The organism is Glacieibacterium sp. (assembly GCF_965200405.1).
In the GTDB taxonomy this organism is placed as follows: Bacteria; Pseudomonadota; Alphaproteobacteria; order Sphingomonadales; family Sphingomonadaceae; genus Glacieibacterium.
In genome coordinates this window covers 1185944-1197850 of record NZ_OZ241356.1, presented here as the reverse complement: position 1 = coordinate 1197850, position 11907 = coordinate 1185944, and the positions used below count along the sequence as shown (strand labels likewise).

12 protein-coding genes are annotated in these 11907 nt (G+C 68.2%); 4 read left to right on the top strand and 8 right to left on the bottom strand.

Annotated features, from left to right (window positions below):
- The first annotated feature begins 100 nt into the window (after window positions 1–100).
- On the top strand, window positions 101–406 hold the full coding sequence (locus ACOFKW_RS05425) for a hypothetical protein (RefSeq protein ID WP_419816330.1): 306 nt from the start codon (window positions 101–103) through the stop codon (window positions 404–406).
- A gap of 5 nt (window positions 407–411) precedes the next feature.
- Here the strand turns inward: ACOFKW_RS05425 and recF are convergent, their stop codons facing one another.
- The gene (gene recF / locus ACOFKW_RS05420) at window positions 412–1488 is read right to left on the bottom strand and encodes a DNA replication/repair protein RecF (RefSeq protein ID WP_419816329.1); all 1077 of its coding nucleotides are present in this window, start codon (window positions 1486–1488) and stop codon (window positions 412–414) included.
- A gap of 119 nt (window positions 1489–1607) precedes the next feature.
- On the opposite strand from recF, the gene ACOFKW_RS05415 reads away from it, so the two are divergent.
- Entirely contained in the window at window positions 1608–2264 is a 657-nt protein-coding gene (locus ACOFKW_RS05415; protein ID WP_419816328.1) for a glutathione S-transferase family protein, read from the top strand.
- Here the strand turns inward: ACOFKW_RS05415 and ACOFKW_RS05410 are convergent.
- From ACOFKW_RS05410 to ACOFKW_RS05395, 4 genes are all read right to left on the bottom strand, one after another.
- The gene (locus ACOFKW_RS05410) at window positions 2261–3808 is read right to left on the bottom strand and encodes a cryptochrome/photolyase family protein (RefSeq protein WP_419816327.1); all 1548 of its coding nucleotides are present in this window, start codon (window positions 3806–3808) and stop codon (window positions 2261–2263) included. The genes ACOFKW_RS05415 and ACOFKW_RS05410 overlap by 4 nt on opposite strands.
- Window positions 3809–3882: 74 nt before the next feature.
- Entirely contained in the window at window positions 3883–4995 is a 1113-nt protein-coding gene (gene dnaN, locus ACOFKW_RS05405) for a DNA polymerase III subunit beta (protein WP_419816326.1), read from the bottom strand.
- A 32-nt stretch (window positions 4996–5027) separates the two neighbouring features.
- Window positions 5028–6077, bottom strand: coding sequence for a phosphatase PAP2 family protein (locus ACOFKW_RS05400; RefSeq protein ID WP_419816325.1), 1050 nt, complete (start codon window positions 6075–6077; stop codon window positions 5028–5030).
- A 324-nt stretch (window positions 6078–6401) separates the two neighbouring features.
- Window positions 6402–7157, bottom strand: a complete 756-nt coding sequence (locus ACOFKW_RS05395; RefSeq protein ID WP_419816324.1) for a DUF72 domain-containing protein — start codon at window positions 7155–7157, stop codon at window positions 6402–6404.
- Window positions 7158–7471: 314 nt separating this feature from the next.
- Here ACOFKW_RS05395 and ACOFKW_RS05390 point away from each other — a divergent pair, with 314 nt between their 5' ends.
- Complete coding sequence (locus tag ACOFKW_RS05390; protein WP_419816323.1) at window positions 7472–8557, top strand: acyltransferase family protein; 1086 nt, start codon at window positions 7472–7474, stop codon at window positions 8555–8557.
- 36 nt (window positions 8558–8593) lie between these two features.
- Here ACOFKW_RS05390 and ACOFKW_RS05385 read toward each other — a convergent pair whose 3' ends face one another.
- Together ACOFKW_RS05385 and ACOFKW_RS05380 are read right to left on the bottom strand one after the other, a co-directional pair.
- The gene (locus ACOFKW_RS05385) at window positions 8594–9244 is read right to left on the bottom strand and encodes a CoA transferase subunit B (RefSeq protein ID WP_419816322.1); all 651 of its coding nucleotides are present in this window, start codon (window positions 9242–9244) and stop codon (window positions 8594–8596) included.
- A 1-nt stretch (window position 9245) separates the two neighbouring features.
- The gene (locus ACOFKW_RS05380; protein ID WP_419816321.1) at window positions 9246–9947 is read right to left on the bottom strand and encodes a CoA transferase subunit A; all 702 of its coding nucleotides are present in this window, start codon (window positions 9945–9947) and stop codon (window positions 9246–9248) included.
- A 50-nt stretch (window positions 9948–9997) separates the two neighbouring features.
- Between ACOFKW_RS05380 and ACOFKW_RS05375 the strand changes: the two genes are divergently transcribed.
- Window positions 9998–10621, top strand: coding sequence for a histidine phosphatase family protein (locus ACOFKW_RS05375; RefSeq protein ID WP_419816320.1), 624 nt, complete (start codon window positions 9998–10000; stop codon window positions 10619–10621).
- On the opposite strand, the gene ACOFKW_RS05370 is transcribed toward ACOFKW_RS05375, so the two are convergent.
- Complete coding sequence (locus tag ACOFKW_RS05370) at window positions 10599–11873, bottom strand: MFS transporter (RefSeq protein WP_419816319.1); 1275 nt, start codon at window positions 11871–11873, stop codon at window positions 10599–10601. The two genes, ACOFKW_RS05375 and ACOFKW_RS05370, sit on opposite strands and share 23 nt — an antisense overlap.
- Window positions 11874–11907 lie beyond the last annotated feature (34 nt).

Here is an 11907-nt window from a genome sequence, read left to right as displayed (position 1 = left end):
AGAATACAGCCGCCGGCACCCGAACCGGCGTCCGGCGGCGGCGGTATTTCGATCTGCAGCCGTAATATGTTATGAATCGGGTTCCCAGGGGGAGACGGTCATGCCGATTTCGATGTCGATCACGGGCCTGAAGCTGTTGCTCGTCGCCGGCCTGCTGGCCGGGACCGCGGCGACCGCCGCACCGCGCAGCGCCGGGCTAGGGGCGGGCAAGGCCAGCATGCAGGACATGTCGTTCACCAAACGCAGCGACGCCGTCGCGAAATGCCCCGGCGGCATGCCGCTCGACAAGCCCGACGGCAGCTTCGCGTGCAGCGCCGGTTCGCCGTCCTCGTCCGCGTCGAGCGGCATGGCAATCAACGAGAAGGGCCACGCCGGCACCAACGGCACGGTCAAGACGCCGAAATAGACCCGCTAGCCGACGCGTCCATCGGCCACCGTCAGGCGCTGCGCCGCGATGCCCTCGAACAGCCCGGGCTCGGTGCCGGTCATCCACACCTGCGCCCCGGTCGCGGCCAGACGATCGAACAGCGCGGCGCGGCGGCCGGGGTCGAGGTGCGCCGCGACCTCGTCGAGCAGCAGCAGCGGCAGCCGCCCGGTACGCGCCGCGACCAGCGTCGCATGGGCCAGCACGATGCCGACCAGCAACGCCTTCTGCTCGCCGGTCGAGCCGCGCGATGCCGGCTGGTGCTTTGCAGCATGGGTCACCGTCAGGTCGGCGCGGTGCGGCCCCAGCGTCGCCCGTCCCGCCCCCGCATCGGCGGCGCGCGCCCGGCGCAGCGCGTCGGCAAAGTCGGCTGGCGTCGCATCGTCCAGCGCCACCCGCGCGGCGGGAAAAGGTCCTGGCGCCGCCTCGGCCAGCGCGGTGTCCAGCGCCGCCACCGTCTCCCGCCGCGCCCGTGCCACCGCATCGCCGTGCTCGGCCATCTGCCGCTCCAGCGCCTCCAGCCACGCCGGATCGGGTACCGCATCGCCGGTCAGCAACCGCGTTCGCGCCCGCATCGCCGCGTCGTAGCGCGCCGCCTGGGTGCCGTGGCCGGGCACCAGCGCCAGCACCAGCCGGTCCAGAAACCGCCGCCGGCCACTGGCGGGCTCGCTGAACAGCCGGTCCATCGCCGGGGTCAGCCACAGCACCGACAGCCACTCGCCCAGCGCCGCCGCCGGTGCCGCCGCGCCATTGATCCGCAGCAGCCGCCGGTCGGGCGCGGTCGCCGCGGTGCCGGTGCCGATCGCCACCATCCCGCCGGGTGCGCTCAATTCGACCGCGATGCTGAAGCCGCCGGGGCCACCCAGCCGTGCCGCGTCCGACAGCGCGCTGCCGCGCAGACCGCGCCCCGGCGACAGCAGCGAGATCGCTTCCAGCAAATTGGTCTTGCCCGCGCCATTGTCGCCGGTGACCGCGATCAGGCCGGGTTCGGCCACGACCTCGCCCCGGCCATAGGAGCGGAAATCGGTCAATGTCAGGCTGGTCAGGGCGGCGGCGGCGGGCATCCCCCGGGGATGTACGGGCGAGCGCGGCGCGGCGCAAACCGGCTGTGCGCGCGACCGCGGAACCTCGCCAAGCGGCACGGCGCCTGTAATGATGGCGCACTCGTCCCGAGGAGCGACCGATGACCCTGGCCCTCTACGCCCATCCGTTCTCGTCCTATTGCTGGAAGGTGCTGATCGCGCTGTACGAAGCCGGCACGCCGTTCGATTATCGCCATCTCGGGTCGGACGACGGGACGGCGGACGAGGAGCTTGCCGCCCATTGGCCGCTGAAGCGCTTTCCGCTGCTGGTCGATGACGGCGAGGCGATCCCCGAGGCGTCGATCATCATCGAGCATCTCGACCTCCATCATCCCGGCCCGGTGCGGATGCTGCCCGCCGATGCCAGGGCGGCGCTCGAGGTGCGGCTGGTCGACCGCTTCTTCGACAATTACGTCATGACCCCGATGCAGAAGATCGTCGCCGACGCGATGCGCACCGTGGCGGAGCACGACCCGTTCGGTGTCGCGGCGTCGCGCGCCGTCCTCGACACCAGCTACGCCTGGCTCGACCGGCGGATGGCGGGGCGTGAGTGGGCGGCGGGCGCTTTCGGACTGGCGGACTGTGCAGCCGCGCCGGCGCTGTTCTATGCCGACTGGGCGCATCCGATCGACGCGTCGTTGGCCAATCTGCGCGACTATCGCCAGCGGCTGCTGGCGCGGCCCTCGGTGGCGCGGGCGGTGGACGAGGCGCGGCCGTTCCGTGGCTATTTCCCGCTCGGCGCGCCCGACCGCGACTAGCGCGCCCACTCCCGCGCGCCGCCGGGCAGCCCGTCGAGGAACGCTGCGGCACTCGCCCGCGTCTCCTTCTGCCGCGCCGGTCCCAGCCGGTCCCAGCCGTCGTACATCCGCCACAGCCGCGAATTGTCCTTCAGCAGGTCGCGGTGGCGCGCCAGGAAATCCCAGTACAAGGCGTTGAAAGGGCAGGCTTCCGGCCCGGTCTTGAGCTTCACGTTATAGCGGCAGCGCCCGCAGTGATCGGACATGCGGTTGATGTACGCGCCGCCGCCGGCATAGGGCTTCGACCCCAGCAGCCCGCCGTCGGCGAACTGGCTCATGCCGTGGACGTTGGGAAGCTCGACCCATTCATACGCGTCGGCATAGACGATGAGGTACCATTCCTCGACCTGCGCGGGCTCGACCCCGGCCAGCATGGCGAAGTTGCCGAGGATCATCAGCCGCTGGATGTGGTGGTTGTACGCCTCGTGCCGGACCTGGTCGACGCTCTGGGCGATGCAGCGCATGTCGGTCTCGGCGGTCCAGTAGAAGGCCGGCAGGTCGCGGGTGGCGTCGAGGGCGTTCGACTCCGCATATTCCGGGCCGGCGTGCCAGTAGATGCCGCGGATATACTCGCGCCAGCCGATGATCTGGCGGACGAAGCCCTCGACGGCGTTGAGCGGCGCGGCACCCTCGGCATGGGCGCGGACCGCCGCCTCGACGACCTCGCGCGCGCGGAGCAGCCCGCAATTGATGTAGGGCGACAGCGCAGCGTGCCACAGATGCGCCTGGCCCTCGACGATGGCGTCCTGGTAGTCGCCGAAGCGGGGCAGGGCGTGCGCGATGAAATGGTCGAGCGCGAGCAGCGCCTGCGCCCGCGTGACGGCGAAGCGGAACGGCTCCAGCTCGCCGAAATGGTCCGGGAACTCGGCGGCGACCAGCGCCAGCACCTCCGACGTGATCGCATCGGGTTCGAAGGTCGCGACGCCCGGCGTGTTGAGCCCGCGCGGCGGCACCTTGCGGTTGTCGGCGTCGAAGTTCCAGCGCGTCCCGATCGGCTTGCCAAAGCTCATCAGCAGGCCGGTGCGCTTGCGCATCTCGCGGTAGAAATCCTCCATGACCAGCCGCTTGCGCGCCGCCGCCCACTCCGCGAAGTCGGCCTTGGAGCACATGAAGCGGTCGTCGGGCAGGATCTCGACCGGGACGCCCAACTGCGCCGCCCAGCCGTCGAGCATCGCCTGCACGCGCCACTCGCCCGCCTCGACGACGCGTACGGCCGAGGCACCGTGCCGGGCCAGCGCGCGCCCGACCTCGCCGCTGAACGAGCCGGTGTTGCCCGCGGCGTCGAGGGGCACATAGTCGACCGTCCAGCCGGCCTCGCGCAGCTCCTCGGCGAAGTGGCGCATCGCCGAAAACAGCAGCGCGATCTTCTTCTTGTGGTGCTTGACGTAGCGCGCCTCGTCGCGGACCTCCATCAGTAGGACCACGGCATCGGCGCGGTCGACGCCGGTCAGGCTGGCGAGGTCATGGCTCAGCTGGTCGCCGAGGATCGGGATGAGGATGGTCACCCCGCCCCAACGCCCGGACCCGGATTTAGCGGCGGCCCGGCCCGGGTGCGGCGTCCGGCCTCAGACCCGCCGGCTCAGACCCGCATCGGCATGAGCACGTACAGCGCCGGCGAATCGTCCTTCTCGCGGATCAGCGTCGGTGCGGCGGCGTCGTTCAAATGGATATCGACCAGCTCCGTCCCGACCTGCCCGAGGATGTCGAGCAGATAGCGGTAGTTGAAGCCGACCTCGAACTCCGGGCTGGTGTAGTCGGCGGGGACTTCCTCCGCCGCGGTGCCGTTCTCCGGCGAGGTCACCGACAGCGTGACCTTGTCGCGGCCCAGCGCGATCTTGACGGCGCGGGTCTTCTCCGTCGTGGCGATCGCGGCGACGCGGTCGACACCCTCGGCGAGGCTTTTCACGTCGATCTTCAACAGCTTGTCGTTGCCGGTCGGGATGACGCGGCTGTAGTCGGGGAAGGTGCCGTCGATGAGCTTTGAGGTCAGCACCGCCGCGCCCAGCTTGAAGCGGATCTTCGATGCCGACAGCGACACCTCGACCTCGGCATCGACCTCGTCCAGCAGCTTGCGCAGTTCGCCGACGCACTTACGCGGCACGATGACGTCGGGCATGCCCTCGGCACCCTCGGGCCGGTCGAGCTCGATCCGCGCCAGCCGGTGGCCATCGGTGGCGACGGCGCGCAGCTTGGGCGAGGCGCCGTCGACGACGTGCAGGAAGATGCCGTTGAGATAATAGCGCGTCTCCTCGGTGGAGATGGCGAAGCGCGTGCTGTCGATGATCTGGCGCAGCGTCGCCGCCGGCACCGTAAACGCGGTCGGCAAGTCGGTCTCGGCGATCACCGGGAAGTCGTCGCGCTTGAGGGTGGCCAGGCTGAACCGGGCGCGACCGGCGACGATGGTCATCTTCTCGGCCGCGACCGCCAGCTCGACCTGCGAGCCCTCCGACAGCTTGCGGACGATGTCGAACAGCGTGTGCGCGCCGACCGTGGTGGCGCCGGGCTGCGAGACCGTCGCCGGGATCGTCTCGACGACCTGCAGGTCGAGATCGGTCGCCATCAGCCGCAAGCCGTCGTCGCGTGCCTCGATCAGCACGTTCGACAGGATCGGGATGGTATTGCGCCGCTCGACCACCGACTGGATGTGCGCCAGGCACTTGAGCAGGGTCGCGCGTTCGACAGTCGCCTTCATTCTTGTCCTCTGGGTCCCCGGTAACGCCGGGACTATAGCGGGTGCGGCGTCCGGGGGTAGGTACTATCTGCCGCCGAAATCGACGCTTCGGTCAGGGCAAACCAGGCCGCGACACGACGCATCGCCGCCATGGCGAGCAGCGCGACGGCGATGCCGGCAGGCACGTCGATGAAATAATGCGTGCCCTCGACGGGGGTCGACATCAGCATCGCCAGGTTGAGCAGCAGCAGCGGCCAGCGCAGCGTCCGGATCGGCCAGGCGGCGACGATGAACAGCGTCGCACTGGCGGCGTGGAAGCTCGGCGCGCTGACCAGCCCCTTCAGGGCACCGAGGTTGACCGAGTTGAGATGATGCAGCCGCAGCAGCGGGATCAGCTGCTGCTGGTCGAGCGCGCTTTCGGGCATGTAGCTGAAATGCCCGTGGCTCAGGAACGCCAGCGGCCCCTCGGCGGGCATCAGCGTGAAGATCAGGATGGTCATCACCGCCGCCAGCCAGAACGACGCGATGAACAGCCGCGCCTCCGGCTTGCGCCCGGCATAGGCGAAATAGCCCAGCAGGATCGCCGGGCTGACGTAGATGCTCTCATAGGCGAAGCGCTCGACGAGCTGGAGCAGCGGGTGCGCCGCGACGACGCCGTACCACGCCAGCCAGTCGAGCCGCATCAGCACGTCGGCACGCTGCAGCGCCGCGTCGGCAAAACCGCTGCTCGCCGCGGCTGCCGGATAGGTGGCGACGGTGCCGAGCAGGCAGACCAGCGCGAACAGGCTGACATGCTCGACCGTGTCGTGCATCGCGCGCTGCCATTCGGTGCGCGCGTCATGCCAGTAATACAGCGCCGCGGTGACACCGACGAGATAGACGAACAACAGGATCTTGAGGTCGACCGACAGCGAGATGCCGAGGTCGGCGCGCATCATGAACAGGGTGATCGTCGCGACCGTCACGGCCAGCGCCCCGAAGATCCACGACAGCGGGATCAGGCCGGGCGCACCGGCGGCGGAAGCCGGGGCCGATGGTGCCGCCGCATCGATTTCGAACTGCGATACCGACCGTTCCGAGACTTGCAACGCCACTGCCTTCACGCCTGTTCAATCGCCGCTGCACCCGAATTGCCCCATTCGGGCCATGATGATGAACGCCGGGTGTCTGAAATACGTATCGGAGGCGCTCTTACTCCGTTTCGCAGGCGAACCGATAGGTGTTGCGATTATTTGCCGGGTGGGAGTGGTGGTCCGGCCCTCCCGACCGACCCCGTCATCCCGGCGAAGGCCGGGACCCATTCGCCACCGATTTTGGGCTTGCCGCGGGACCGTCGGGCATCATTGCCTGCTACAGTGGTGATGGGTCCCGGCCTTCGCCGGGATGACGGGGAGGGGTCCGCAATCCCGCTCGATGACCCGGGGCCGCTACCGGCCCAGCCGTTCGATCAGCGCCACCGCCGCCGCCGGCGCGCGCACCTTCGCGCCCGAGATGAAATAGACGAACACGTCGCGCTTGCCGCCCGCCGACCAGCCCCGCGCCACCTCCGCCCAGGCGTCGAGGGCCGGGCCGTCATAGCCGGTGTCCACGTCCTCGGCGCAGCGCTGCAGCCGGGCATAGACGAAATCGGCGGTCGGCTCGTCGGCGGCGTCGAGCGGCGTCGGATATTTGTCGGCATCGGCGAACACCGCCGCGATATTGTGCCGCCGCGCCAGATCGAGGAACGCCGGATCGCGGAAACTCTCGTGCCGAACCTCCAGCGCATGGCGCAACCGCCGCTCGCCGAGCTTCTCGGGCAGCAGCGCGACGAACGCCGCCATGTCGTCGGCCTGGAACTGCTTGGTCCCGGCGAACTGCCACAGGATCGGCCCGAGCTTGTCGCCGAGCTGGTCGAGCCCGGTGGTGAAGAAGCGATCGATCGACTCCCCCGCCTCGCCCAGCACCCGCCGGTTGACCGCGTAGCGCGGCCCTTTCAGCGAGAACTGGAAGTCGTCGGGAGTCTCGTCGTGCCACTTCTTGAAGCTCGCCGGCTTTTGCGAGCCATAGAAGGTGCCGTTGATCTCGATCGCGGTCAGTTGCCGGCTCGAATGCTTGAGTTCGTCCGCCTGCCGCAGGCCCTCCGGATAGAACACCCCCCGCCACGGCTCATAGGTCCAGCCCCCGACGCCAACGCGAATCGTCATGCTGATTGCTCCTGCCCTCGACTGCCTCACTGTCTGCTCCCTCCCCCCACGGTGAGCGTCTTCGCGAACCGAGAGTGGGGAGGGTCGGGGTGGGGGCGCCCTTCGGCGTCCCGCTGTCTGAGCGCAAGAGCCCCCACCCCGGCCCTCCCCACTCTACGCTGCGCGTGGGGGGAGGGTGCAGAAAGATCGCCGATCTGGTGGAAGCTCGCGGGTCGACTGTCAAACCGCGCAGCGACTAACCCATAACCGTCGTTTCGGCTTTACCCCGCCGCCTCTATAGAAGGCGCGTTATCCGTCGACTCGGGGTTGCGGTGTTGAAGAAGACGACCTTTGCGACGCTCGACGGCCTGCGTGGACTCGCGGCGGTCGCAGTGTTCACGCGGCATGTGCCGAGCCGGGCCTGGGCGTGGTGGCTGCCGGGCAGCTATCTCGCGGTCGACCTGTTCTTCATGATCAGCGGCTTCGTCCTCGCGCATGCCTATGGCGAGCGGCTCAATCGCGACCTGTCGACCGGGCGTTTCATGCTGGCGCGCTTCATCCGGCTGTGGCCGATGTACATCCTCGGCACGCTTGCCGTGCTGTTCGTCCACATCGCCGGCACCCCGGCCGGTCAGCCGGTCGCCTGGCACGGGCTGGTGCCGTCGGCGCTGTTCGGCCTGTTCATGCTGCCGACGCCGCCGGCCGTGTCGGGCGTCACCTCGCCGTTCCCGCTCAACGGCCCGGCGTGGTCGCTGTTCTGGGAGCTGACGATCAGCATCGTCTTCGCGGTTCTGGGACCGCGCATGCGGGCCGGCCGGCTGGCGCTGGTGGTGGCGGTCGGTGCCGGGCTGCTGGTCGCGACCGCCGGAACCTTCGGCTCGCTCGACAGCGGCTTCGACTGGTCCAACTTCCTCGGCGGCGGCGGGCGGGTCGTCTTCACCTTCTTCGCGGGCGTCGCGATCTATCGTGTCCAGCAGGCGCGTCCGTCGCGGGGCGTGCCGGCGTGGATTTGGGCGATCGTGCTCGGCGCGGTGTTTGCCGGGCATGTCGCGCCGGCGTGGCGGGCGATCTACGACGTGGCGATGGTCGTCGCGGTGTTCCCGACGATCGTCTACATGGGCGCCTGTCGCGAGCCGCAGGGCTGGCTGCGCTGGCTGGCGCTGGCGCTCGGCAAGATTTCCTACCCGCTGTACGTCATCCAGGTCGCCCTGATCTCCGGGGCTTCGCTGGCCTGCGCGCGGCTGTTCGGGATCGAATTCTCGGCCTTGAGCCACGTCGGAACGTTCGGGCTGCTGGCGTTCGGCATGATGCTCGCGCTGGTGCTGGCGCGCTTCTACGACGAGCCGGTGCGGGCCTGGCTGACCCGCCGCAGCAAGCTGGGCACCCGCAGCGTCCGCGCCGCCGAAGCCGCCGCACCGTGATTTCTGCTTCCTCTCCCCGGTGGGAGAGGGCGCAGGTCAGATGAACGTCGCTTCGGTCCGGGCGCGAATGTCGTCGGCGGTGATGCCCGGCGCAGTCTCCAGCAGGCGGAACGGCGCACCCTTGCGGTCGTCGCGGGCGAACACCGCGAGGTCGGTGATGATCATGTCGACGACGTTCGCCCCGGTCAGCGGCAGCGTGCAGGACTTGCGGAACTTCGACCCGCCGGCCTTGTCGTTATGCTCCATCAGGACGATGATCCGGCGCGCCCCGGCAACCAGGTCCATCGCGCCGCCCATGCCCTTGACCATCTTGCCGGGCACCATCCAATTGGCCAGGTCGCCGTTCTCCGCGACCTCCATCGCACCCAGGATGCTGAGGTCCATGTGACCGCCGCGGATCATCGCGAAGCTGTCGGCGGAGCTGAAATAGCTGGTGCGGCGCAGCTCGGTGATGGTCTGCTTGCCGGCGTTGATCAGGTCGGGGTCTTCCTCGCCGGCGAACGGGAACGGGCCCATGCCGAGCATGCCGTTTTCCGACTGCAGCGTGATGTCGACGCCGGGCGCGACATGGTTCGCCACCAGCGTCGGCATGCCGATACCCAGGTTGACGTAGAAGCCGTCGAGCAGCTCCTTCGCGGCACGCGCCGCCATCTCGTCACGGGTCCAGCCCTTGAGGATCGTGGCCATGTTATGCGCGCTCCCGGACGGTGCGTTGCTCGATACGCTTTTCGAAGCCGGTGCCGAGCAGGACGCGCTGGATATAGACGCCGGGGGTGTGGATGCCGTCGGGGTCGAGCGCGCCGGCCTCGACCAGCTCCTCGACCTCGGCGACGGTGATCTTGCCCGAAGTCGCGGCGTTGGGGTTGAAGTTGCGGGCGGTCTTGCGGAACACGAGGTTGCCGTAGGGGTCGGACTTCCAGGCGTGGACGATCGCCAGGTCGGCGACGATGCCGCGCTCGAGGATATAGGTCTCGCCGTCGAAGTCCTTGTGCTCCTTGCCTTCCGCGATCAGCGTGCCGACGCCGGTGCGGGTATAGAAGCCGGGGATGCCGGCACCGCCGGAGCGCAGGCGCTCGGCGAGCGTGCCTTGCGGGGAGAATTCGAGCTCGAGCTCGCCGCTGAGATACTGGCGCTCGAACTCCTTGTTCTCGCCGACATAGGAGGAGATCATTTTTTTCACCTGGCGCGTGCCGAGCAGGATGCCGAGGCCGAAGCCGTCGACGCCGGCATTGTTCGACACGATGGTCAGGTCCTTGACCCCCGAAGTCGCGATCGCGGCGATCAGCTTCTCGGGGATGCCGCACAGGCCAAAGCCTCCGGCAGCGATGGTCATGCCATCGAACAACAGCCCGTCGAGGGCGGCAGCGGCGTCGGTGTAATGCTTGGCCATGGGCGCCGGACTAGCTTGCGCGCGCGGCTTTGTCATTACAAAGGAAGGCGATGAGGATGACCATCGCCCGCCACGCCGAGACCGTCTTCAACGCCGCGGCGCGGATGCAGGGGCACATGGCGCACACCCCGCTGACCCGCAACGGCATCGCGCAGGCCGAGGCGATGGGCGCGGCGCTGGCGGCGCACTTCGGTCAGCGGCCCGACATCGACATCTGGGCCTCGCCCTCGGGACGCACGCTGCAGACCGCGGCGATCGTGACGGAGCAGCTCGGGGTCGGCTTTTTCGAGGTGCGGACCGACGCGCGACTGCTGGAAATCGACGTCGGCGACTGGGAAGGCCGGCTGTATTCCGAAATTGTCGCCGAAATCGGCCCGATTACCTCGACCGAACGCCGAATATTCAGCGTCCAGGCCCCCAACGGCGAATGGTTTCCCGCAATCGCCGCCCGCCTGGAATCCTGGCTCGCCGACCTCGCTCCCGACCGCGAGGTGCTGGTCATCAGCCACGGCATCACCCTCCGGGTCCTCCGCGGCCTCCTCGCCGGCGGTGCTCCCTACGAGGGCGTTCCCCTCGCCGACGATGCTCCCCAAGGTACCATATTCGTCATCGAAAACGGCGTGCAGTCCATCCTCCACACCGGCGCCGGCACTATCGGAGTCCGGGCTGCCTGACCTGCGATTTCGACAGCAACAATGCCACCAGACTGATCCCCGCCGCCCCCGCCAGATACAATCCCACCGGTGGTAAACCACCCCATTCCGCCATCGCCTGCGCCGCCAACGGAGTCAGCGCTCCACCGATCACCCCTCCGACATTGAACGCCATCGACGCCCCGGTATAGCGCACATCCGCCGGAAACAGCCCCGGCAACCACGCCCCTAATGGCCCATAGACGAACCCCATCGCCAGCAACGCCAACGCCAAAAACAGAAACACCATCAGCAGCGATCCGCTAGCCAGCAATGGTGCCAACAACAGCCCGACGCCGACCGTGCCGACGCAGCCACCAATCAAAACGCCGCGGGGTGTGAAGCGGTCCGATAGGATACCGGCTACTATGATGCCGACTGCCATGAACAGGATCGCCGCCAACTGGATCTGCAGAAAGCCGGTGCGACTGTAACCCAAAGTCACCGTGCCATAGCCGAGCGCGAAAGCCGTCGCGATGTAATAGAGGGCGAAGCAAGCGACCACCGCAAAGGTCGCGGTGACCGTCTTGCCAAGATGCTGACGTAGCATGACGCCGAACGGCGCACTTTCCGGCATGCCGCGTGCCACGACGGCTTTGAACGCCGGGGTCTCGGTCAACTTAAGTCGCACCCAAAGGCCGACCGCCACCAGCAGCGCGCTGGCAAGGAATGGTATACGCCAGCCCCAAGCCATGAACTGCGCCTGCGTTAGCCAGCGGTCGAGCCCGAGAAAAAAACCGTTTGCCATCAGAAAACCGACAGGCGCACCGAGTTGCGGCACCATGCCGAAACGGCCGCGCCAGCCCGGCGGCGCGTTCTCGACAGCGAGCAACGCCGCGCCGCCCCATTCACCACCGAGGCCAAATCCTTGACCAAAGCGTAGCAAGCACAGCAGGGCCGGAGCGATCCATCCGACACTGATGTAGGTCGGCAGGAATGCGATAGCGGTGGTTGAGCCGCCCATCAGCAGCAACGAGGCGACCAGCGTCGACTTGCGGCCGACGCGATCGCCGAAATGGCCGAATACGGCCGCGCCGAGCGGTCGTGCCAAGAATGCCAATCCGAAACTGGCATAGGCGGCGAGCAGTTGGGCCGACGGCGACGACACCGGGAAGAACAGCGGCCCGAACACCAGGCTGGCGGCGGTGGCGTAGATATAGAAGTCGTAGAACTCGACCGCCGTGCCAACCAGGCTTGCCAATAAAATCCGTCGTGCCTTGAATGCTTCGTGCAAGATTCGTCCCCGGGCTTTCGATCTGACTGTCTCC